The 20,583-nt window shown below is 36.4% G+C and carries 28 protein-coding genes; 8 read left to right on the top strand and 20 right to left on the bottom strand.

The features are described from left to right. The first annotated feature begins 25 nt into the window (after nucleotides 1-25). Together CN288_RS02790 and CN288_RS02785 are read left to right on the top strand one after the other, a co-directional pair. A complete protein-coding gene (locus CN288_RS02790) occupies nucleotides 26-796 on the top strand; it encodes a GDSL-type esterase/lipase family protein (protein WP_026590041.1) in 771 nt (256 codons plus the stop codon). A gap of 71 nt (nucleotides 797-867) precedes the next feature. After that, nucleotides 868-1,314, top strand: a complete 447-nt coding sequence (locus CN288_RS02785; protein ID WP_026590040.1) for a MarR family winged helix-turn-helix transcriptional regulator — start codon at nucleotides 868-870, stop codon at nucleotides 1,312-1,314. Nucleotides 1,315-1,337: 23 nt separating this feature from the next. Here CN288_RS02785 and CN288_RS28595 read toward each other — a convergent pair whose 3' ends face one another. The 7 genes from CN288_RS28595 to argC all read right to left on the bottom strand — a co-directional run bounded on the left by CN288_RS28595 (nucleotide 1,338) and on the right by argC (nucleotide 7,445). After that, nucleotides 1,338-1,511 carry a hypothetical protein gene (locus CN288_RS28595; RefSeq protein ID WP_170833600.1) on the bottom strand — a complete coding sequence of 58 codons (174 nt, stop codon included), beginning with the start codon at nucleotides 1,509-1,511 and terminating at the stop codon, nucleotides 1,338-1,340. Nucleotides 1,512-1,567: 56 nt separating this feature from the next. Then, nucleotides 1,568-2,119 carry a DUF2062 domain-containing protein gene (locus CN288_RS02780; RefSeq protein WP_026590038.1) on the bottom strand — a complete coding sequence of 184 codons (552 nt, stop codon included), beginning with the start codon at nucleotides 2,117-2,119 and terminating at the stop codon, nucleotides 1,568-1,570. A gap of 152 nt (nucleotides 2,120-2,271) precedes the next feature. Then, nucleotides 2,272-3,222: an ornithine carbamoyltransferase gene (gene argF / locus CN288_RS02775; protein ID WP_026590037.1), complete on the bottom strand. Its 951-nt coding sequence runs from the start codon at nucleotides 3,220-3,222 to the stop codon at nucleotides 2,272-2,274. Between the two features lie 12 nt (nucleotides 3,223-3,234). Continuing rightward, nucleotides 3,235-4,395, bottom strand: coding sequence for an acetylornithine transaminase (locus tag CN288_RS02770; RefSeq protein WP_026590036.1), 1,161 nt, complete (start codon nucleotides 4,393-4,395; stop codon nucleotides 3,235-3,237). Then, nucleotides 4,392-5,159, bottom strand: coding sequence for an acetylglutamate kinase (gene argB, locus CN288_RS02765; protein ID WP_026590035.1), 768 nt, complete (start codon nucleotides 5,157-5,159; stop codon nucleotides 4,392-4,394). The genes CN288_RS02770 and argB overlap by 4 nt, the downstream gene beginning before the upstream one ends. Nucleotides 5,160-5,170: 11 nt before the next feature. Continuing rightward, a complete protein-coding gene (argJ, locus tag CN288_RS02760; RefSeq protein ID WP_051588524.1) occupies nucleotides 5,171-6,397 on the bottom strand; it encodes a bifunctional glutamate N-acetyltransferase/amino-acid acetyltransferase ArgJ in 1,227 nt (408 codons plus the stop codon). 10 nt (nucleotides 6,398-6,407) lie between these two features. Next, on the bottom strand, nucleotides 6,408-7,445 hold the full coding sequence (gene argC, locus CN288_RS02755; RefSeq protein ID WP_026590033.1) for an N-acetyl-gamma-glutamyl-phosphate reductase: 1,038 nt from the start codon (nucleotides 7,443-7,445) through the stop codon (nucleotides 6,408-6,410). Nucleotides 7,446-7,670: 225 nt separating this feature from the next. Here argC and CN288_RS02750 point away from each other — a divergent pair, with 225 nt between their 5' ends. Beyond that, a complete protein-coding gene (locus tag CN288_RS02750) occupies nucleotides 7,671-7,856 on the top strand; it encodes a YqzH family protein (protein ID WP_026590032.1) in 186 nt (61 codons plus the stop codon). Between the two features lie 29 nt (nucleotides 7,857-7,885). Here CN288_RS02750 and CN288_RS02745 read toward each other — a convergent pair whose 3' ends face one another. After that, nucleotides 7,886-8,680, bottom strand: coding sequence for an SDR family NAD(P)-dependent oxidoreductase (locus CN288_RS02745; RefSeq protein WP_026590031.1), 795 nt, complete (start codon nucleotides 8,678-8,680; stop codon nucleotides 7,886-7,888). 9 nt (nucleotides 8,681-8,689) lie between these two features. Continuing rightward, nucleotides 8,690-9,643 (bottom strand): MBL fold metallo-hydrolase, encoded by a 954-nt coding sequence (locus CN288_RS02740; RefSeq protein WP_098301783.1) that lies wholly within the window; start codon nucleotides 9,641-9,643, stop codon nucleotides 8,690-8,692. Nucleotides 9,644-9,808: 165 nt separating this feature from the next. Between CN288_RS02740 and proI the strand changes: the two genes are divergently transcribed. Continuing rightward, on the top strand, nucleotides 9,809-10,648 hold the full coding sequence (proI, locus tag CN288_RS02735; RefSeq protein ID WP_026590029.1) for a pyrroline-5-carboxylate reductase ProI: 840 nt from the start codon (nucleotides 9,809-9,811) through the stop codon (nucleotides 10,646-10,648). Between the two features lie 56 nt (nucleotides 10,649-10,704). On the opposite strand, the gene sdaAA is transcribed toward proI, so the two are convergent. The 5 genes from sdaAA to rnz form a co-directional block, all read right to left on the bottom strand. Continuing rightward, on the bottom strand, nucleotides 10,705-11,583 hold the full coding sequence (sdaAA, locus tag CN288_RS02730; RefSeq protein WP_026590028.1) for an L-serine ammonia-lyase, iron-sulfur-dependent, subunit alpha: 879 nt from the start codon (nucleotides 11,581-11,583) through the stop codon (nucleotides 10,705-10,707). An 18-nt stretch (nucleotides 11,584-11,601) separates the two neighbouring features. Then, a complete protein-coding gene (gene sdaAB, locus CN288_RS02725) occupies nucleotides 11,602-12,261 on the bottom strand; it encodes an L-serine ammonia-lyase, iron-sulfur-dependent subunit beta (protein WP_026590027.1) in 660 nt (219 codons plus the stop codon). Between the two features lie 48 nt (nucleotides 12,262-12,309). Then, nucleotides 12,310-12,432 carry a hypothetical protein gene (locus CN288_RS29380; protein WP_255259944.1) on the bottom strand — a complete coding sequence of 41 codons (123 nt, stop codon included), beginning with the start codon at nucleotides 12,430-12,432 and terminating at the stop codon, nucleotides 12,310-12,312. Nucleotides 12,433-12,545: 113 nt separating this feature from the next. Then, complete coding sequence (locus tag CN288_RS29375; RefSeq protein WP_231503887.1) at nucleotides 12,546-12,734, bottom strand: PTS sugar transporter subunit IIC; 189 nt, start codon at nucleotides 12,732-12,734, stop codon at nucleotides 12,546-12,548. A 463-nt stretch (nucleotides 12,735-13,197) separates the two neighbouring features. Then, entirely contained in the window at nucleotides 13,198-14,121 is a 924-nt protein-coding gene (gene rnz / locus CN288_RS02715; protein ID WP_026590025.1) for a ribonuclease Z, read from the bottom strand. 188 nt (nucleotides 14,122-14,309) lie between these two features. On the opposite strand from rnz, the gene CN288_RS02710 reads away from it, so the two are divergent. Continuing rightward, a complete protein-coding gene (locus CN288_RS02710) occupies nucleotides 14,310-14,561 on the top strand; it encodes a DUF3932 family protein (RefSeq protein WP_026590024.1) in 252 nt (83 codons plus the stop codon). A gap of 112 nt (nucleotides 14,562-14,673) precedes the next feature. Here CN288_RS02710 and CN288_RS02705 read toward each other — a convergent pair whose 3' ends face one another. After that, nucleotides 14,674-14,997 carry a hypothetical protein gene (locus tag CN288_RS02705; RefSeq protein ID WP_098301782.1) on the bottom strand — a complete coding sequence of 108 codons (324 nt, stop codon included), beginning with the start codon at nucleotides 14,995-14,997 and terminating at the stop codon, nucleotides 14,674-14,676. Nucleotides 14,998-15,219: 222 nt separating this feature from the next. Between CN288_RS02705 and CN288_RS02700 the strand changes: the two genes are divergently transcribed. Further along, nucleotides 15,220-15,744 (top strand): YhcN/YlaJ family sporulation lipoprotein, encoded by a 525-nt coding sequence (locus CN288_RS02700; protein ID WP_026590022.1) that lies wholly within the window; start codon nucleotides 15,220-15,222, stop codon nucleotides 15,742-15,744. Between the two features lie 132 nt (nucleotides 15,745-15,876). On the opposite strand, the gene CN288_RS02695 is transcribed toward CN288_RS02700, so the two are convergent. Next, the gene (locus tag CN288_RS02695; protein WP_098301781.1) at nucleotides 15,877-17,115 is read right to left on the bottom strand and encodes a DNA polymerase IV; all 1,239 of its coding nucleotides are present in this window, start codon (nucleotides 17,113-17,115) and stop codon (nucleotides 15,877-15,879) included. A gap of 121 nt (nucleotides 17,116-17,236) precedes the next feature. Here CN288_RS02695 and CN288_RS29370 point away from each other — a divergent pair, with 121 nt between their 5' ends. Beyond that, nucleotides 17,237-17,467, top strand: coding sequence for a hypothetical protein (locus CN288_RS29370; RefSeq protein ID WP_098301837.1), 231 nt, complete (start codon nucleotides 17,237-17,239; stop codon nucleotides 17,465-17,467). A gap of 54 nt (nucleotides 17,468-17,521) precedes the next feature. Here the strand turns inward: CN288_RS29370 and CN288_RS02685 are convergent, their stop codons facing one another. Together CN288_RS02685 and CN288_RS02680 are read right to left on the bottom strand one after the other, a co-directional pair. Beyond that, entirely contained in the window at nucleotides 17,522-18,640 is a 1,119-nt protein-coding gene (locus CN288_RS02685; protein WP_026590020.1) for a tripeptidase T, read from the bottom strand. A gap of 120 nt (nucleotides 18,641-18,760) precedes the next feature. Beyond that, a complete protein-coding gene (locus CN288_RS02680) occupies nucleotides 18,761-19,306 on the bottom strand; it encodes a GNAT family N-acetyltransferase (protein WP_026590019.1) in 546 nt (181 codons plus the stop codon). A 199-nt stretch (nucleotides 19,307-19,505) separates the two neighbouring features. Between CN288_RS02680 and prli42 the strand changes: the two genes are divergently transcribed. Beyond that, nucleotides 19,506-19,598 (top strand): stressosome-associated protein Prli42, encoded by a 93-nt coding sequence (gene prli42 / locus CN288_RS28590; protein ID WP_090687428.1) that lies wholly within the window; start codon nucleotides 19,506-19,508, stop codon nucleotides 19,596-19,598. A gap of 104 nt (nucleotides 19,599-19,702) precedes the next feature. On the opposite strand, the gene CN288_RS02670 is transcribed toward prli42, so the two are convergent. Both CN288_RS02670 and CN288_RS02665 read right to left on the bottom strand, forming a co-directional pair. Beyond that, entirely contained in the window at nucleotides 19,703-19,942 is a 240-nt protein-coding gene (locus tag CN288_RS02670) for a DUF3894 domain-containing protein (RefSeq protein WP_026590018.1), read from the bottom strand. A gap of 73 nt (nucleotides 19,943-20,015) precedes the next feature. Continuing rightward, the gene (locus CN288_RS02665) at nucleotides 20,016-20,567 is read right to left on the bottom strand and encodes a L,D-transpeptidase (RefSeq protein ID WP_098301780.1); all 552 of its coding nucleotides are present in this window, start codon (nucleotides 20,565-20,567) and stop codon (nucleotides 20,016-20,018) included. Nucleotides 20,568-20,583: the final 16 nt, after the last annotated feature.

The following is a 20,583-nucleotide window of genomic DNA, read 5'->3' as shown; positions in this document are numbered from 1 at the left end:
AACCAATTACCAGGAGGATAAATTTATGAAAAAAGTCATCTTAACTATACTTTGTCTCCTCCTTCTAATCATTTCTTATTCATATTTTGAAGAGAACGATGAGACAAAAGAACAGAAAGAACAAAAAGCAGCGTCTACTCCCCATTGGATTGATAGGCAGACGAATGATTCTTTTTATCACCTTGTATTAGGGGATTCGCTTGCAAAAGGATTTGGCTCGACACAAGGAGGATTCGCGGAATTAGCCTCCAAACAAATAGAGGAACAAATTCATAAACCAATTAAAGTGGAAAACCTTGGAGTAAATGGACTTACAACGGATCGTCTCGTTCAAAAAGTTCAGACAGAAGAAGTACAACAAAAAATTAAAGAAGCGAATATAATTACCATAAATATTGGGGGAAATAATTTATTTCGTTTAAATCGCAATGTAGGTGTTATAGATGGTATTAAAATGTTAAATAAAGAAAAGACTCATTTTGAAACAGACGTAAAAAATATTGTAAAGACAGTTCGGACACTCAATCCGAATGCTTTACTCATTCTATCTGAACTCTATAACCCTTTACAACTCGATGATTCAATTGCTTCTTATGCTGATATGTTTTTAGACGGCTGGAATGATACAGTTTACTCCATTTCGAAAGCAAATCAACCGTCCATTGTTTTACCAATTCGAAAATTAATACCAAATGATAATAAAGATTTACTATACGACCAAGTACACCCAAATGATAAAGGCTATGAGATTATTGCTAATGCATTTACAAAGCAAGTATTGTCCTATAAATATTGAGGCTAAGCCAAACAATTCTATTTTTATACGATACCTTTTTTGTTACAATGATAATGGAAGGGGGCCTTTATATGGAATCACGTGAGTGGGAACGTATTGTTGATCATCTTCTTTCGCTAGTGCCTCTTTTTTATCGCAAATTTATGCTTCCTGGAGAATTTTCTTCACAAAGGCACATGCCACCGTCACATACACAGGTGTTATTGCTATTACATGAACATGGCACATTAGCAGTCTCAGAAATCGGAAAACGATTAGCGATTTCAAGACCAAACATGACACCTCTATTAAATAAATTGATTCAGGAAGAACTTATAGAGCGGCATTACAGCGAAAAAGATCGACGGGTCATTTTAATTTACCTGACAACAGAAGGGAAATCGTTAGTAAATCAATATCAACAATTTATTTTAGACAAATTAAAAGAAAACTTTCAAACATTGTCGGAAAGCGATCGTGACCAACTCATTCACTCGCTTCAAACGATTCAAAATTTAATTTTGAAAACAAACATGTAAAGCTGCTTCCAAAAGAAGCAGCTTTATGATTCATAATAATTTCCATAATATACATTTGAATACGGCCATGTCATTAAGTAAGGTTTTCGTTGCTGCGAAGGCTGCGGTGGCTGATATAATTCAAACTGCTGCCGTGGATAAGGAGCAGTATAATAATTCGCATATGGATATACTTGAGGTACATAGTAATAATACATTCATTCCCCCCCTTTTTCTTAAACATATTCAAGGCAGGAAATGGATGTGACATTCTTTATATTTGTACAAGTGGTTCTCTCGTTTGTTTTTTTCTTTTTTTCAAACGTAACTTCCGGTTCTTTTCATATAAATAATACACAACAAAATAAGATATCACTCCGAACACAACACCTAAAATCGTCATCCCAATTAATACATATACTTCACTCTGCAATAAGCTCTTTAGCATCATAAAAACATCGCTTGAGAAAAGATCAGATATTGTATATGGTTTATGCGGAATTACCTTTATTTCAAACGGATATAACATTTTTCCTAATGCATATGCAAACGGAAACAAAAATACCGGAAGAAATGATACTTTTCCGATAATATTGCCAATAACCGCTGCAGGAAAAGAACCCTTTGCTAATCGCACAATTGGATAAAAAACAAGATACACAAGTGACGCTGTATAAAGCACTAGCATTTCCAAAGCAAACCCAATCGCAAATCCTCGTGACACTTTCTTTGCTCCTTCTGGCGAACGGAGCAACTTATAATAATGAAATTTCGGCATCCTCCATATTCGCTGAAAAAAAGAATATGTTTTTTTACTTGTTCGCACAATCATCATCTCTTTTATAGTATTTTCTCTTTCCAGTATGCTCTTATATATTACTAAGAAACAAAACTACTCATCTTCATCTTATTATAAATGATACAAAGGGCATTCACCAAATATACATCAGACATTTCATAACAAAAAAACCTTCCTGATTAGAAAGGTTTTTTGACATTTTGAAGCAGACTTGCCAATAATGCTTTTTGAACGTGTAATCGATTCCCAGCTTGCTCAAAGACAACAGAAGAAGGACCATCTATAATTTCTCCTGTTACCTCTTCTTCACGATGAGCGGGTAAACAATGTAAGAAACGATACGTTGCTTTCGCATGCTGAACAAGTTTTCCATTCACTTGAAACGGCTCGAATAATTTATATTTCCCTTCCGTATCTTCTTGCCCCATACTCATCCAAACATCCGTATAGACAAAGTCTGCATCTTTCACCGCCAACTCTGGATTATGTAAAATTTCAATATTCGCTCCTGTCTCAGTTGCAATTTCTAGCGCATTCTTTACAATTTGTTCATTTGGTTCATACCCCGGGGGAGTTGCTACTGTCATATGCATACCGACTTTTGCACTTGCTAACAGTAAAGAGTGACATACATTATTTCCATCTCCCACGTAAGCAAGTTTAATCCCTTTAAATGTATGAACTTCTTCATAAATTGTCATCAAATCCGCTAATGCCTGACATGGGTGATGATCATCTGTTAATCCATTAATAACAGGAATACTAGCTTCCTTCGCAAGTTCCTCTACATCTGCGTGCGAAAATGTACGAATCATAATTCCATCAATATAATGAGATAATACTTTCGCTGTGTCTGAAACACTTTCTCCTCTACCAAGTTGCATTTCTTTTCCACTTAGAAACATTCCATGCCCACCAAGCTGTACCATTCCGGCTTCAAAAGAAACACGCGTACGAGTTGAATGTTTATCAAAAATGAGTCCTAATATTTTTCCCTCTAATAACGGTTCATGTTTATTCTTTTTTAAATAAATAGCAAATTCAATTAACGCAATCAATTCCTCCTGTGTCAATTCCTCTAATGTTAAAAGATCTTTCGTTTGTAATTTCGGTATTTGTATAGTTGACATGGAAATTCCCCCTTATAATATTGGTGATTTTTGTGTACAAATTACTCTCTTTATCATATTTACCGCTTCATCTATTTCTTCATTCGTTACAATGAGCGGTGGTAACAATCGCAAAACATTTGTTCCAGCTTGCAATACAAGAATCCCCTCTTCTTCTAACTGTTCTATAATTGGTGTGACATCACACTTGCAAACGACTCCAATCATAAGTCCTCTTCCGCGAATATCAGTAATCCATTCGATATCATGTAATTCTTTTTTTAGTTTTTGTAGTAAATATTCTCCCTTTACTTTAACTTCTTGTAAAAAAAACGGTTGCTTCATAATTCGCAACACTTCTTTTGCTGCTGTCATCGCAATATAATTCCCACCAAATGTAGAGCCATGAGCCCCAGTTGTAAAAGCAGTCATAAGCTCTTTCTTTCCAAGCATTGCCCCAACCGGAATACCATTTCCAAGCGCCTTTGCCGCTGTAACAATATCTGGGGATGTTCCAGTCTGTTCATAAGCAAACAACGTTCCCGTTCTTCCCATCCCTGTTTGCACCTCGTCAATTATATAAAGAGCTCCATATTGTCTACATAATTGTTCAATCTCTTGTAAAAAGGAAATATCGGCCGGTAAAACTCCTCCCTCTCCTTGCACAACTTCCACCATAACTGCAGCTACTTCTTCATTCATTGTCTCCCTGAGTGCTTCTATATCATTAAAGGGAATATGTAAAAAAGACGGAAGAAGTGGCCCGAATCCTGTTTTGACTTTCTCTTGTCCAGTTGCACTCATTGTCCCAAAAGTTCTACCATGAAAGGATTGCTGGAATGTTAAAACGAGTGAATTTCCCGTATGCTTGCGTGCTAGTTTAAGTGCTGCTTCATTCGCTTCTGCTCCGCTATTACAAAAGAACACGTAATCTAGCTCACGCCCCTCTGTTAATAGTGCAGCTACCTTTTCTTGTACCTTGTGCGGAAAAAGGTTTGATATATGCCAAATTTCCTCTAATTGCTTTGTCATCGCTTCTACAAGTACAGGATGACAATGTCCTAAATTACATACAGCAATGCCAGAAGTAAAATCCATATACTCTTTCCCATTTTCATCTATAACCTTTGTTCCAGTCCCTTGAACAATTTCAATACTGCGTCTTCCATATGTGGGAAATATATGACTACTCATACAATACTCACCCCTTTTGTTACTTTCGTTCCAATCCACTCGCCTGATGTTCCAACAAAATGTTTTGTACCATTTACAATGCTGACGTTCTGAACGCCCATCTGTATTGAGGTAAGAGCCGCCTGTACTTTCGGAATCATTCCCCCTGTAATAACTTCTTTTTCTATCAGTCGTAGGATCTCAGCTTTATCTGCTTTCTTTAACAACTTTCCTTCGAACAATATCCCATCTACATCAGTAATAAAAATAAGTTCTTTCGCCCCCAGCGCGTATGCAATTCCAGCTGCCGCCGTATCTGCATTTATGTTATATACTTGGCCACCACTTATCCCAATTGGAGCAATAACCGGAATATAATTTAAATCTAGTAACCCTTTTAATAGCGCCGTCTCTACACCACTAACTTCTCCTACGTATCCAAGTTCAGAGTCAAGTTGCTTAACTTGCAGTAACCTTCCATCGCAACCAGAGATCCCAATTGCATGCAAGCCATGCTTTTGAAAATTCATCACCATTTTTTTATTCGTGCTCCCGCATAAAATCATCTGAACAACATTCATCACTTCTTTTGTCGTCACACGTAATCCATTCTTCTTTTCAATTGAAATATTAAATTGCTGTAGCTTTGCATCAATTTCTGGTCCACCGCCATGAACAACAATAACTTGATATTTTTTCTTCAGCTGCTCTATGCATTCAAAAAATATATGGTCTAAACGCTCTAACATACTACCACCGCATTTTACTACAATATACTCGCTCATCTTTTCTCTCCCTACGTACGATAACAAGCATTTATTTTCACATATTCATAACTTAAGTCGCAGCCCCAAGCTCTTCCTTTTTCCTCTCCAAGGTGCAAATGAACATCAATAACAATTTCAGGTTGCTTTAATTTTTTATTCATTTCCTTTTGAGAGAATACTTGTGGCTCACTGCTTTGTAAAACAGAAATGGACTGAACAGCGATATCAACGGCGGTAGGTTCAATAGCAACTCCACTTTGACCAATTGCGCTAATAATGCGACCCCAATTTGCGTCTTCACCATACATCGCTGTTTTCACAAGACTTGAGCCAACAATTTGTTTCGCAATCTTATTTCCTTCTTCTACTGTTCGTGCCCCAGATACATTTACTTCAACTAACTTAGTAGCGCCTTCACCATCTTTAGCAATTTGCTTCGCTAAGTCCTCACATACCTTTTGCAAAGCACACATAAATTTTTTCCACTCTGTATGATTTGTATCAATGGCAGTCGTCCCTGATAATCCACTTGCCATAACAATCACCATATCATTTGTAGACGTATCTCCGTCCACTGTAATTTGGTTAAACGTATGATTGGTCACTTGTGATAACGCTAGCTGAAGTGTAGCTTGTTCTATATGTACGTCGGTTGTAATAAAACTAAGCATCGTTGCCATATTTGGATGAATCATTCCAGACCCTTTAGCAGCTCCTGCAATCGTCACTTCTTTCCCTTCAATTGTAAACTGATAACACGATTGTTTTTTGACGAGATCCGTTGTTAAAATGGCTTCATAAAATGAATCTACTTTCTCTTTTTCCTTCGATGGCACAAGATGGACAATACCAGCACGGATCACATCCATCGCTAAAGGAACTCCAATGATACCTGTTGAAGCAACCGCCACATGATTTTCTTTTACATGGAATTGTTTCGCAGCCAACATTCTCATTTCATACGCATCTTGCAATCCTTGTATACCTGTACAAGCATTCGCATTTCCGCTATTTACAACAACGACCTGCACTTTCCCCTCCACCGCAATACTTTCTTTTGTTACTTGCACCGGTGCCGCTTGAAACTGATTTGTTGTATACACAGCCCCGCAATTTGCAGGAACATCACAAACAATTGCTCCCATATCTTTTTTCTCTTTTTTCAATCCAACCTGGATACCAATTGTAGCAAAACCTTTTGGCGTTACAATTGATCCACTTGCAACTTTTATAATAGAATCTGTTTCAATCATTATTCTTCCTCCCTTATGGGTAAAGCGGTATATATTGTAACCCTGCTGTTTCCTCTAACCCTGCTAATAAGTTTGCATTTTGAATTGCTTGCCCAGCAGCTCCTTTCATCATATTATCGATGACAGAAACAACTGTAATACGCCCTGTTCGTTCATCATAAGCCGCTCCAATATCACAATAATTTGAACCTCTCACTTCTTTCGGGCTTGGAAACTCCCCTTTAGGACGAATACGAACAAAGGAAGCATGACAATACGTTTCTTCATATAACTTCTGTAATATACGTGTATTGATATCTCGTTTTGCTTTTGTATAGAGAGTAATCATAATCCCTCTCGATATCGGAATTAAATGTGTGCTAAATGTAATAGGTTGTGCTTGTTCATTCCACTCAGTAAGCATTTGTTCAATCTCTGGAACATGTTGATGCTCATTCACCTTATAAATATGAAAATTATCATACAACTCAGGAAAATGCGTCATTGTTGTCGGTGTCTTTCCTGCTCCTGATACCCCTGATTTCGCATCGATAATAAGTGAGTCTTCCTCTATCATCCCACCCTGCATTAATGGTGCGGCCGCTAATAGTGCAGCTGTTGCAAAACACCCTGGATTTGCAACTAATTTTGTTTCTTGAATAGCTGACTTTTTCCATTCACTCAATCCATACACTGCCTTTTGCAGAATTTCTTCCTTTGCAGCAGGCTTGTTATACCATGTTTCATATGCATGAGGATTTAGCATACGAAAATCACCTGATAAATCAATAACTTTTAAACCAGCCGCTAGCAATCTTGGCGTTATATGCGCCGAAACTCCTGCTGGTGTCGCTAAAAATACAATACTAGCTTCCTTCGCTATTACCTCCACATCGATTTCTTGCAACGTATGAACAATAAAATTTTGTAAATGGGGATATACATTTGTTATGCGTTCCCCTACTTGTGAAAAAGAATGGAGAGATACAATTGAAAAATATGGATGATGTTGCAATAACCTTATTAACTCAATTCCTCCATATCCTGTTGCTCCAATAATCGCGACTTTCATACGCTCCTCCTTATATGGATTCTTTAAATTAAGTATGATTATAATATTGTATATTTATAGAGTCAATTAAATATTTATTAATTTTAAAAGTTTTAAAAACGTAATTTTTCTAGAAAAACATTAACCGATTATGAATTTTTATACACAAAAGACGTATACTAGTATTTTTTCTACACTTCAAGTACAATAAAAACAATACATGTATACACATAAGCGGGGAAAAAGATGAACGAAAAATTAATTGAGAAGATGTTAGCAAAAAGTTTTCGGCAATATCAATGTAAACCTGTTTCAAAAGAAGATGAGGAAATTTTAATTCAAAGTATCCAAACACTGATTCATTCGGAACCTCATATCGATTTGTATGAAGCAATTGAGGACATTGTTTATGAATATATTACGGGAAAATAAAAAATAGGAGATTTCCATTTGGAAATCTCCTATTTTTTACTTAATGATTTACCTGCTACACGTTCAAACAATCCCGGAAATAACGCAAAAAGTTTTGGTCCAATACTCATCCATTTGGGTAAATTCACTTCACGCTTTTTCGTTCGCATCACTTTTACAATTTGCTCTGCTACATATGTTGGCTTTAACATGTAACGCCCCATATTTTTTACATATGTACCGGATTGATCGGCAATATCAAAAAAGTTTGTGTCAATTGGTCCTGGATTAATTGCTGTTACATAAATATTTGTACTTGAGAGCTCCATGCGTAAGCTATTCGTAAATCCTAATACCGCATGTTTGGTTGCAGCATACGCACTCGATTTTGGCGTTGCAATTTTCCCTGCTAACGAAGCAATATTAATGATTTGCCCACTATTTTTCTCTAACATATGAGATAATACCGCTTTCGTACAAGCTACTAATCCAAATACATTAACCTCGAACATATCTTTCACTTCAACCATGGTTGCTTCTTCAAATGTTTTGAAAATGCCAAAGCCAGCATTATTTACTAATATATCAATTTGTCCTGCATCTGCTAGTATTTTTGCAAAGACAGTATTAACCTCTGTTTCTTTACTTACATCTAATACATAATAATAACAAGGCGTATTGTAAGTCGTTTTAATCTTCCCCGCTAATACTCGCAGTTTTTCTTCTGTCCTCGCTATTAATACAGGAATTGCGCCCTCAGCTGCAATTTGCATCGCGACTTGTTCTCCAATCCCACTAGAAGCTCCTGTAATGACGATTACTTTTTCTTGTAAACGTCCTGTCATCGCTGTCACCTACTTTGCATAATAAATCAATTGTGGCGACGATTCATCAATCATCACTTGTTGATTATATGCTAAAAAGTCTAATTGTCCAACTGTTTCCGAAATCGTAAGTGGCAATTGTTCTTTATATAATACAGGAAATAATTTCACACATACTTCAAAGGCTGTCATCGGCTTTTCTTTTAATAATTCTAATACTTTAAATGCGCGTGTTTCTTGCTTTTGCAATCTTCCTCTTATCAGCGCTTTCACATCCACAATATCTTCTCCGTGACCTGATAAAATACGTGAAATATTCATATTACTTAAACGTTTTAATGTTTGGTTATATTGTAACAAAGGCCGTGCTCGCTCCGTCTGCCCTTCATATGGCGGTTCTAGTATTGGATTCGAAGAAATATGACTAATTAAAGCATCCCCACCAATTAACAGTCCATCTCGCTCCCTATATAACGAAATATGCGTCGAAGCATGCCCAGGTGTTTCAATAACTGTAAACTCAGGTAACGACTCAATACTATCTCCCTCTAGTACAGTATGTGTTAACGACCTATTACAAGAATATTTAAGTGTTTTCGTTGTAAGTAATACTTCATCTTTCAAAAATGCTTCTGGGACGCCAAACTGTAATGCGGCTTCTTTAAAAAATTGCTGATAACGTTTCAAAAATTGAGAATCTTGTGTAATCCATGGCTCATTCCAAAGATGGCCAACAATATTCGTCTTCTCGGAAAATGTATTTAGAAGCCCACAATGATCAGCATGATGATGTGTAATCACTACTGTTTCAATGTCTTCTATCTTGTATCCTAAAGTCCTTAATTGTTTTTCTAATGCTGACTTTGCCTCCTTTGTATTTGTCCCTGTATCAATTAATGTTAATGATTCTCCCTCTACTAAAAACACATTAACTGTCTCAACTGCAAATGGAACAGGAATCTCCATTCGATGAATTGCTACCATGTTTATGCCCCCCATCTCTCTCCGGTTCAAAATGAATCTCTCTTCAGTTTACAACTTCCATAAAAATTTGTCATTATTTTCAGATAAAAAGAAGGTTTTTTCTATAATAAAAAGAATGTATGTAAATTTATAAGTTTTTCTTACCAAAATGAAGGAGGCTTCATCATGTCTATTCAAAATATTTCCTTTCTAGGTGCTGGATCAATAGCTGAAGCAATCATCGCCGGTTTATTAGATGCAAATGTTGTAAAGAGTGAACAAATTACAGTAAGTAATCGCTCCAATGAAACAAGATTACAGGAATTACATACAAAATATGGTGTTAAAGGAACCCATAACAAACAAGATCTACTGGCTCATGCAGATATTATCTTTCTCGCAATGAAGCCAAAGGATGTAGCGGAAGCCTTAACACCTCTTAAAGAATATATAACAAGTAGCCAACTTATCATTTCATTATTAGCAGGTGTTTCTACAAGTTCTATTACAAGTCTGCTTCAAAAAAATGTTCCGATTATCCGTGCAATGCCAAATACATCGGCAGCTATTTTAAAATCAGCTACAGCTATCTCTCCATCCTTGCATGCAACAGAGCAACATGTTCATATTGCTAAATCTTTATTTGAAACAATCGGTCTTGTTTCAGTAGTAGCAGAAGAGCATATGCATGCTGTTACTGCCCTATCTGGAAGCGGTCCTGCATATGTGTACTACGTAGTTGAAGCAATGGAAGAAGCTGCAAAACAAATCGGCTTAGAAGAGCATGTAGCTAAATCTCTTATTTTACAAACAATGATTGGTGCAGCTGAAATGCTTAAAGCGAATACAAAACACCCTTCTATCTTACGAAAAGAAATTACCTCTCCTGGTGGAACGACAGAAGCTGGAATCGAGGTTCTACAAAGTTTTAATTTTCAACAAGCACTCATCGCGTGTATTACACAAGCTACAAAACGATCTCATGAGCTAGGAAAAACATTAGAACAATTAGCAAAAGAAAAATAAAAAACAGAGCTCAGAAAATAAATCTGAGCTCCGTTTTTTATTACGATCGTATTCTCTTATTTGCTACTCTTCCCAAAAATCTCTTCTTGAAGGCGACGTCCTGTCGGTGTTGCTGCTAGTCCACCTTCAGCCGTCTCACGAAGTGCAACTGGCATTGTTTGCCCAATTCTAAACATCGCTTCAATAACTTCATCACATGGAATCGTACTTGTTACACCAGCTAATGATAAATCAGCTGCAATCATCGCATTTGAAGCACCTGCTGCATTACGTTTTACACAAGGGACTTCTACAAGTCCAGCAACAGGATCACATACTAATCCTAACATATTCTTTAGAGCAATTGCCATCGCCGTAGCCGCTTGCTCCGGTGTTCCTCCTGCCATTTCAACAGCTGCTGCCGCTGCCATTCCACTTGCTGAACCAACTTCAGCTTGACATCCTCCAGCTGCACCAGAAATACAAGCATTATTGGCAACAACCATACCAAATGCTCCAGCTGTAAATAGAAATTCAATCATTTCTTCGCGTGTTGGCTGTAACTTTTCTTTAAGTGCAAACAATACTCCTGGTACAGTGCCCGCTGATCCAGCTGTTGGTGTTGCACAAATGATTCCCATCGCTGCATTCACTTCATTTGTCGCAACAGCTTTACTTACCGCATCCAACATCGTATGTCCAGATAAGCCTTTTCCACTCTTCATATACTCTTGTACTTTCACCGCATCTCCGCCAGTTAAACCGGTTGGTGATTTTACACCACGAATACCACGTTCTACTGCTTGTTCCATCACGACTAAGTTTTTTTCCATACCTGCAAGTACTTCTTCACGAGAAATACTTCTTGTTTGCATTTCACATTGAATCATAATTTCTGCAATTTTTACATTCTGTTCTTTAGCTTGTGTCACTAGTTCCGCTGCGTTCCGAAACATGGTGTGTCCCCCCTGCAATTAGTCCATAATAGTTACTTGACAAATATTTGATTGTCCCTTAATTTCCTCAATCACTTCATCTGCTAATAATTCATCTGTTTCAATGACCATAAGTGCTTTTCTTCCCTTTTCCTTACGTGAAACACTCATTGTACTAATATTAATTTCATGTTTGGCAAGTATAGAAGCTACAGATGCAATCGCTCCAAAGCGATCGTTATTGACAATAAGAAGTGCTGGACTTGTTCCTGATAATTGTAAATCAAATCCGTTTAATTCCACCACTTCAATCTTTCCACCACCGATTGAACAAGCAACCACTTCAATCTCCTCTTCTCCTTTATACAAGCGAATTCTCGCTGTATTCGGATGTGGTGCATTCGCTTCTTCTTCAATAAAATTCACTTCAATCCCACGCTCTTTTGCAATTTCTAGCGCACTTGGGATACGTATATCATCTGTTTCAAATCCTAGTATTCCACCAATCAATGCGACATCCGTACCATGACCACGATATGTTTTGGCAAACGAGCCATATAACGAAATCGTAATTTTTTCTGGTTCATGCCGGAAAAGTTGACGAGCAACCTGTCCCATTCTTGCTGCCCCTGCGGTATGTGAACTGGACGGCCCAATCATAACTGGACCGATAATATCAAATACTGAGCGATATTTCATCATGATTCCCCCTAAACCTTTTATCAAAAATTGCTTACTACTATTCTATTAAGCTGCCGATTCTGTTGCCTTCCCTTCCGTACCACGAATTTGCTGTGCTGTACGAATTGGATAGTTTTTGAATAGAAGCGAGCCGATATATCCTGTAAAATACCAGACACCATAATACATAAGAAACATAGCGTCACTTTCATCGGATTATTAAAGCCATACATTGTCATAAGTCTAACAATAAATCCTGGTAGCAATCCAAATTCTAACACAGAAGCCCCTACAAGCATAGCCTAAACAAGCGAGACCCCCATTACTAACGCAACAAGAGTTGCACCAGCTACTCCGCTTAGACTACCTGCTGATTCTCCAACTTCTTTCAAAAACGGTATGTCAATTACATCTCCATCAACATATAGCTGAAATGCTTCAACTAAGAAACTTGCAACAGCGGCACTCGTTAAAGCACCCATTGCTTTCATACCATTTGGTGCTTTGAAACTAAAAAGCTAAAAAAGACTTAATACAAATAATAATAATAATAATACAGTTCCTTTAATTATCTCCTTGATGCCCTCTCTCTTTTAGTCAATTTCGTTTCGTTACGAAAAATGGCTAAAATGCACGATGCAACTTACGATGAATTGTAATTCGCCCTCATTATAGCTTGTTTTTTATAAAACGCTTACTTTTATTGAATTTTAAAATTTCCGAATTCAATCTCATTTATTCCCCTTGTATTAATAATAAAACAAATTATCTATATAACAGTTTTTCAAGACAAATGATTTTTCGCACTTCTTTCATACCCTTTCAAAAATCTTAAAATTCCTGTATCAGTTCATAAATTTATCAAATTATAACAGTTCTATCTATTTTATAGAGAAAACTTTTTTATAAAAAACAAAACAATGGCAAATCTATATTGCCATTGTTTGTGAAATGTCACCTTTCTACTGGAAAACATTTCAAATCCATCGCTATTTCCGTATTTGCAAACAGCGACTGAGCTTCTTGTAACAATTCCTTATATGCATCTCCTTGATACCGCGAACTAATGTGAGTCAATATCAATCGTTTCACATTCGCTTGTAACGCAATACTTGCTGCCTGTTTCGTTGTCGAGTGAAAATAATCATGCGCCTGGATTTCATCTGCTGCTGCAAACGTCGCTTCATGAACAAGCACATCTGCGTCTTGTGCAAGTTGGCTACTCGCTTCACAATAACGCGTATCTCCTAATATCGTAATAATTCTCCCTTTTTGCGGTGGACCGATAAAGTCTTTCCCGTGTAAGACTCTTCCATCATTTAATTCTACTGTTTCACCATCTTTTAAACGCTTAAAGATTGGTCCTGGTTTTACTCCTGCTTCTAACAATTTATCAACAAGAAGGTGCCCTTGTATATCTTTCTCTACAATGCGATATCCAAAGCATTCAATCCCATGTGATAATCTCTTCGTTTCTACAGAAAATTGAGTGTCTTCAAAAACAATACCTTCCTCCGTAATTTCAACAATTTCAAGTGGATATTTAACATGCGTCGTACTCACTGATAATGCCACTTCAATGAATTGCCTAATTCCTTTTGGGCCATAAACCGTTAATGGCGTTGTTCCACCTTGAAAAGAGCGACTTCCTAATAAACCAGGTAACCCAAAAATATGATCACCATGTAAATGAGTAATAAAAATTTTTTCAATGCGACGCGGACGCACAGATGTATGTAAAATTTGATGTTGCGTTGCTTCACCACAGTCAAATAACCACGTTTCACCACGTTCCTCTAGTAATTGTAAAGCTATTGATGAGACATTTCTTCCTTTTGAAGGAACGCCTGCACCAGTTCCTAAAAATACAAATTCCACTTTGTTTCCTCCAGCTCTTTATATACTCTATCTTTCATCTTACGGAATGTAATTTCAAATGGCAAATCAAATTTCATAAACAACTCATCTAGACAACTATATAACACGAACGTTATAAATAAAAAAATAACAAACGTTCGTATTTTGTAGTAAAATGATTATATCAAATAAAAAGGGAGCCTTTAACTATGAAAGAAGTATTTCGTTTACAAACTGATTTTTCATCTTCATTTGATCGCTGGGTAAGTTCTTTCGTTTCTGATCACCCGGCACAATTACAGTGGACGACTTTAAAAGAATTAATCCATGAGTACACAACATTGCACACAAATCAAACGTTACCGAAATATATTTCTTCTTCTATCACATATTATGCACAACGTATTTCAACAACAAACAATTCAGAGATCGTAATTTATGAAAATTCTACCATCTCATAATCTATAAAGTGAAACTTTAATGAGTGGCGTTTTACTATCCGCAAATAGCAACACAAAAATAAAAAGCATCGATTCTCGATGCCTTTTTTATTTCAAAAATATACAAATCTCATTACTTTAACATATACTCTTTAGTTATATCATAGAAGGATATAACATTCTCTTCTGATCCATTTACCAATCGTTTATATACTTTATCAATGGGAAACACTTTCCACTCTCCTACTTGTAAATGTAAAACCTCTTCATTATCAAAGACTGGTTCTTGAAGCCACTCTGCCTCTTGTCCTAAATGCCTTTTTAGAACTTCGCCTAAATAACTCCCCCAAATTAAAGCCATCGAATACATTTGATTTTCTGTCGGTATATCTTCTTCATCCCCAATTGCTTTCTTATCCCGTAAATCGTTCGCATAATAATCTAAAATCTCTTCCAATTCTTTGATATCCTCCTCGGAATAATTAAAAGTTTTGTCAAAGGCTTTTAATTATTCAATAGCCACATTACAAAGTTCTTGTACCCTATAGCTCAGATTACTTTGCTCCATGCCCTTCCCCCCAAACTTATTTGATAAAAATTATATCATCCTATTTCACTATGCATAATAAATGTACAACTGGTCATTTTAAGAACGTAGTATAATGAAGGAGGGTTATCATTGAAAAATGTAAAGATGCTTACAATCTGTTTTTTAGCAGCTATTTCGCTATTTGGATGTGCAGGAAAGCAAAAGGAGAAAGCATTGGATACTCGCGAAAACAATGACGTACGCAATGTTAGATACGAAGGAACCAACACTGACCTTCAAAGGGTACGAAATGATACGAACGGTATCACGAACAATGAAACACGACTACACGTAGCCAATAAAGCAGCTGACCGGATTGTTGAATTAGCAGAAGTGGACAACGCAACTGTAGTCGTCACAAACAAAAATGCCTATGTTGCAGTCGTTTTACGTGACAACGTAAAAGGTGATGTCACAAAGCAATTAGAGAACAAAATTGCTGACCAAGTAAGAGCTACAGATCCAGATATCCGCAATGTATTTGTATCATCAAATCCTGATTTTGCAGATCGCATGAGAGACTATGCGGACAAAATCAACCAGGGTAAACCAGTATCAGGACTATTTGAAGAATTTACTGAAACCGTTCGAAGAGTATTCCCTAATCCTCGATAATAAATCAAGTAGCCTTAATTGAAGAAGTAGTAAGCCGAATACTTTTGAAATCTAGACTGGCCGCTACTTTATTCAATTAAGAAGCTATTTAAACATAAAAGGTGTCATGATATGAAATTGTCATGACACCTTTTACATAAATTTATTTTCTAATTTCTGCTGAAAAGATTTTTCCTGCTTTCGAAATAACTGACTTCCTCTTTGCAAAATAGGAGCTCCATATTTATCATTGATCTGGTCAATTACAGCTAATATTGGCTCTTCTTTCGCATCTTCTTCAAATGAAAATAAATCCAGTTGCTTGATTGATTCTGTCTTCCACTCTAGTTCAGTAGCTGTAACACCAAGCAACCTAATCGGATCTCCATCCCAATGTTGTTTCCACAAACGTGAAGAAGCTTGAAAGATATCGCGTTCTTCCCAAATTGCATTTTTTAATTGTTTACTCCGTGTTACTGTACGCCGATCATAATATTTAATCGTAATTTGGATGTTATAACTGACAAGCGTACGTTTTTGTAGCCTTTTACTAACTGATTTCGCTAAGCACTCTAACATATCAAGCAATTCCTTCTCTTCATCCATATCCTTTGAAAATGTCTTTGAATTCCCAACACTTTTATGTTGTCCCATTTGATTCGGATCAACTTCTCTATCATCCATACCTTTTGCCCTTTTTTGTAAATCCACACCATGCTTTCCTATTTTGGCGCGAATGATATGTTCTTCCTCATGTGCTAACTGTTCAATTGTATATATATGGATCTCTTTCAATTTCTCTGCTGTTTTCTCACCAATTCCATGCATCGCTTCAACAGGAAGCGGCCACAGTAACTCCTGAATATCTCGTTTACGAAACACAGTAATACCGAGCGGCTTTTCCATGTCCGACGCAGTCTTTGCAAGAAAAAGGTTTGGGGCAATCCCAATGCTACATGGCAAATGCAACTCCGTTAATAACGCCTGTTGAATCATTCGAGCGATATCAATGGGGGAACCTAATCCATAACAATCTGTTATATCTAAGTATCCTTCATCTATAGAAACAGGCTGTATCTTCTCAGTAAAACGTGATAGAATTTGAAACATTTCAAATGATGCCTCACGATATAATTTAAAATTTGGATGCTTCACAATTAAATCTGGACATAATCGTTTTGCTTCCCAAAGGGGCATTGTTGTTCGTATTCCGTATTCTCTCGCTTCATAACTACATGTTATAATAATTCCTTTTCGCTCTTTTTCATTTCCGGCAATTGCTAGTGGTTTACCTTCTAACGATGGGTCATGCGCAATTTCAACTGATGCAAAAAAACAATTCATATCAACGTGTAAGATGACACGACCGTTTTTGGGATACATTTCTCTCATGTTTTCCACCCCCTGAAGAACATTCGTTCCTAATTTTATTATATCAAATTCCATGAAAACAGTGGAGCTTCTCCAACTACAAAAGCACGTTCGTTCCCATTCATATTTTTGATATACTTATATTAAATATGGATATTTTTTCACAAGAAGTGGCGTATATTACAAACTCAATTACACATTCCTTGTTATTATATTAATTATTGCTATTAACTATTTACTACTGCAAATTTTCAATTTTTATATTACCTTTGCACTTTTCCCTCGCGCAGTAGGTGTAGTAACAAAGTATATACTCCCATGGATTTTTTCATTTAGATTCAATCGCCTTGTAAAAGCGATTGAATCTAAATGAAAAGGGCGTGTAAACCTATTGTGGTTTACACGCCCTTTTTTCTTATGCTTACAATTATTTCGCTACTTCCTCAATAATTGCCACAACTAATTCAGCTGTTTTTGCTAATTCTTCAACAGGAATTTTCTCGTTTGTTGTATGAATTTCCTCATAACCAACTGCTAAGTTTACTGTTGGAATACCATGTCCAGCAATTACGTTTGCATCACTTCCGCCACCGCTTTGGTGAAGAGAAGGCGTACGACCAATTTTTTCAGCAGCACGTTTTGCAACTTCTACAACATGATCGCCATCGGCAAATTTAAATCCAGGGTACATAACTTTTACTTCAACATCCGCTTGACCGCCCATTTCTTTTGCAGTTGTTTCAAATGCTTCTTTCATTTTTGCAACTTGTTCTTGCATTTTTTCATCTACTAAAGAGCGAGCCTCTGCAAAGATTTGTACATGATCACAAACAATATTTGTTTGTGTGCCACCTTCAAAGCGACCGATATTTGCAGTTGTTTCCGAATCAATACGACCTAGTGGCATTTTTGCAATTGCTTTTGCTGCAATCGTAATTGCAGATACACCTTTTTCTGGTGCTACGCCAGCGTGAGCTGTTTTCCCACGAATAATCGCATTTACTTTTGCTTGTGTTGGTGCTGCAACTACGATTTCGCCAACTTTTCCATCGCTATCTAATGCATAACCATATTTTGCTGTAATACGGTCACGGTCCAATGCTTTCGCACCAACAAGACCAGATTCTTCACCAACTGTAATAATAAATTCAATTTTCCCATGGGAAATATTTTTTTCTTTTAAAACACGAATTGCCTCGAACATAGAAGCTAATCCCGCTTTATCATCTGATCCTAAAATTGTAGTACCATCTGATACGATATAACCATCTTTAATAGAAGGCTTAATTCCTTTACCAGGAACTACTGTATCCATATGAGAAGTGAAGTAAATTGTATCTACTCCTTCTTTCGTCGCTGGTAAAGTACAAATTAAATTTCCAGCTCCATGTCCAGTCACACCCATTGTGTCATCTTCAAATACTTCAACACCTAAAGCAGTAAATTTTTTTGTTAACACTTTACAAATTTCTGCTTCATATTTTGTTTCAGAATCTACTTGAACAAGTTCCATAAATTCATTTACTAAACGTTCTTGATTAATCATGAGAATGCGCCTCCTGCATTGCATTATGTATGTAACAAGGTTAATTATAACAGAATTTCGCAAAAGTTTCGAAAGACACGAAAAAAATAGATGGTTCACACATCTAGATAACCATCTATTCTACTCATTTAACAATACCCAGCGCATATGATCTTCCCACACCCCATTCACCATTAACATTTTCCGCGACACTCCTTCATATTGAAAACCAATCTTCGTTACAACTTGAATAGATGCTAAATTACGCGGCATAATCGGGGCTTCAATACGGTGTAAGTGAAATTCTTGAAAAGCAACATCAATTGCTTTTCTAAGCGCTTCTGTTGTATATCCTTTATTCAATTCATCTTTATCTAACTTATAGCCTAGAACGCAAGATTGATAAATCCCTCTCACAATTAAATTGAAAGAAATACATCCTATAATATTCGTATTATCTCCATTCTTAAAAATCCATAATCGAATCGTTTTTCCTTCATTAAACTCTTTTTTATCTTTTTGCAATCGTTTTTTTTGATAGTCTAGTGTAAAAAAATCATCTGGTCGATATTCTTCCCACGCCTTTAAAAACTCACGATTTTTGTCGTAATATTGAAGAACTTGCTCTGCATACGACTCATCGATTTCTCTTAATTGTAAACGTTCTGTTTCATATATTTTCATCATCGTATCTCCATTCTTCATCTAGTAAAACTTTTTAAAGGCACCGAAAAACCTTGTGTCCCATCCTTCTATATTCTCTATGTATTCTATATTTTCCTGTTATATTTTAGATACACTTCTCGAATTTTGTCTTCTTTATACTCTTGTCCATGTTTTCATTTCTCGATACAATAAAATTGTAATGATTGCAAGGAGGACCAGTATGAATAAAAAAGCACAAAAAATTATGATATACGTTATGCTAATTTCAATGCTTGTAACAACATTACTCACTGGAGCTAGTATGTTTTGGTAAAGAGGGCGATAGATTTCGTCCTTTTTTTACACAAACAGGCTGCTTATTCTTCTAGATAGAAAATAAGCAGCCTGTTCAATCACAATGATTTTAATGAATAATATTTATTTCATGATTAGCACAATCGCGACAATACTGAATGAAAAGGCCATCACAAGTGCCATAACAAAACTCGTATAATGTTTCTGCTGAAACGCTCCAATTACAAATGTCAAATTAAGGAACACCATAAAAACAATAGATACAAGAAAAGAACATACATTAAAAGTTGCCAATATGAAAGTAACAACGAATAGAAAGCCAATAAAAAATTGCATATAGGAAAGCTTTGGATTCAAATACATACAAGCAACTCCTTTTCCTATTATCTTTGTATATTCTCATTAACTCATGGTTATGTACACATGTCAAGACAACCTAGTCAGAAAGAAAAAGCCAACTTGTATGGTTGACCTTTTCATAAGCAATAGCCCCTTTTTCTTTTGCGAGCTTCTGAAACGGCTTATTCGTTTTTACAATCCACACCTTTGTTCCAATCGGAATACGATCAAATAAATATTCCACATCTTGTTTTTTCATCCTTATACACCCTTGTGAAATATATTTCCCGATTGAACTTGGCTGATTTGTACCGTGAATACCATATTTACTCCCATCAGTACCTCGTGCATTAAACCCCATCCACCTAGACCCAAGTGGATTTTTGGGTGAACCACCAGGGATATCCTTCGCAATATAATAAGGATTTTTTGCCTTCATTACAATATCAAAAGTCCCCTCTGGTGTTAACTCGTTTGTTTTTCCAGTCGCTACAGGAAAAACTTTTTGAATTTTACCATCATCAATATAAGCAAGCTTATTCGTCTGCTTATTTACAATAATAAATGGATCTCCAGCACGCGGATTATCTCCAAGAGGCCAAATTGGTGAAAGAGAAAAACATAGTAGCAAGGATAGAAAATACGGCATGATTCATTCCTTCCCT

Origin of the sequence: Bacillus sp. AFS023182 (assembly GCF_002560575.1) — a bacterium.
GTDB classification, from domain to species: Bacteria; Bacillota; Bacilli; order Bacillales; family Bacillaceae_G; genus Bacillus_A; species Bacillus_A arachidis.
Note: the sequence above shows the minus strand (reverse complement) of the source record. Positions and strands in the feature narration are given on the sequence as shown.

Bases quoted from the DNA above. Each gene is read 5' to 3' on its own strand.
- CN288_RS02710 (WP_026590024.1), top strand. From the start codon at position 14,310: ATGAAAGAAGTATTTCGTTTACAAACTGATTTTTCATCTTCATTTGAT.
- sdaAA (WP_026590028.1), bottom strand. From the start codon at position 11,583: ATGTTTCGGAACGCAGCGGAACTAGTGACACAAGCTAAAGAACAGAAT.
- sdaAB (WP_026590027.1), bottom strand. From the start codon at position 12,261: ATGAAATATCGCTCAGTATTTGATATTATCGGTCCAGTTATGATTGGG.
- argF (WP_026590037.1), bottom strand. From the start codon at position 3,222: ATGTCAACTATACAAATACCGAAATTACAAACGAAAGATCTTTTAACA.
- CN288_RS02685 (WP_026590020.1), bottom strand. From the start codon at position 18,640: ATGATTAATCAAGAACGTTTAGTAAATGAATTTATGGAACTTGTTCAA.
- CN288_RS02770 (WP_026590036.1), bottom strand. From the start codon at position 4,395: ATGAGTAGTCATATATTTCCCACATATGGAAGACGCAGTATTGAAATT.
- argC (WP_026590033.1), bottom strand. From the start codon at position 7,445: ATGAAAGTCGCGATTATTGGAGCAACAGGATATGGAGGAATTGAGTTA.
- CN288_RS29375 (WP_231503887.1), bottom strand. From the start codon at position 12,734: ATGAAAGCAATGGGTGCTTTAACGAGTGCCGCTGTTGCAAGTTTCTTA.
- argB (WP_026590035.1), bottom strand. From the start codon at position 5,159: ATGAGCGAGTATATTGTAGTAAAATGCGGTGGTAGTATGTTAGAGCGT.
- CN288_RS02670 (WP_026590018.1), bottom strand. From the start codon at position 19,942: ATGTATTTGAATCCAAAGCTTTCCTATATGCAATTTTTTATTGGCTTT.
- CN288_RS02680 (WP_026590019.1), bottom strand. From the start codon at position 19,306: ATGATGAAAATATATGAAACAGAACGTTTACAATTAAGAGAAATCGAT.
- CN288_RS02695 (WP_098301781.1), bottom strand. From the start codon at position 17,115: ATGAGAGAAATGTATCCCAAAAACGGTCGTGTCATCTTACACGTTGAT.
- prli42 (WP_090687428.1), top strand. From the start codon at position 19,506: ATGAATAAAAAAGCACAAAAAATTATGATATACGTTATGCTAATTTCA.
- CN288_RS28595 (WP_170833600.1), bottom strand. From the start codon at position 1,511: ATGTATTATTACTATGTACCTCAAGTATATCCATATGCGAATTATTAT.
- CN288_RS02740 (WP_098301783.1), bottom strand. From the start codon at position 9,643: ATGGTAGCAATTCATCGAATGGAGATTCCTGTTCCATTTGCAGTTGAG.
- proI (WP_026590029.1), top strand. From the start codon at position 9,809: ATGTCTATTCAAAATATTTCCTTTCTAGGTGCTGGATCAATAGCTGAA.
- CN288_RS02745 (WP_026590031.1), bottom strand. From the start codon at position 8,680: ATGACAGGACGTTTACAAGAAAAAGTAATCGTCATTACAGGAGCTTCT.
- CN288_RS02785 (WP_026590040.1), top strand. From the start codon at position 868: ATGGAATCACGTGAGTGGGAACGTATTGTTGATCATCTTCTTTCGCTA.
- CN288_RS02790 (WP_026590041.1), top strand. From the start codon at position 26: ATGAAAAAAGTCATCTTAACTATACTTTGTCTCCTCCTTCTAATCATT.
- CN288_RS02750 (WP_026590032.1), top strand. From the start codon at position 7,671: ATGAACGAAAAATTAATTGAGAAGATGTTAGCAAAAAGTTTTCGGCAA.
- CN288_RS02665 (WP_098301780.1), bottom strand. From the start codon at position 20,567: ATGCCGTATTTTCTATCCTTGCTACTATGTTTTTCTCTTTCACCAATT.
- CN288_RS29380 (WP_255259944.1), bottom strand. From the start codon at position 12,432: ATGTATTATGGTGTCTGGTATTTTACAGGATATATCGGCTCGCTTCTA.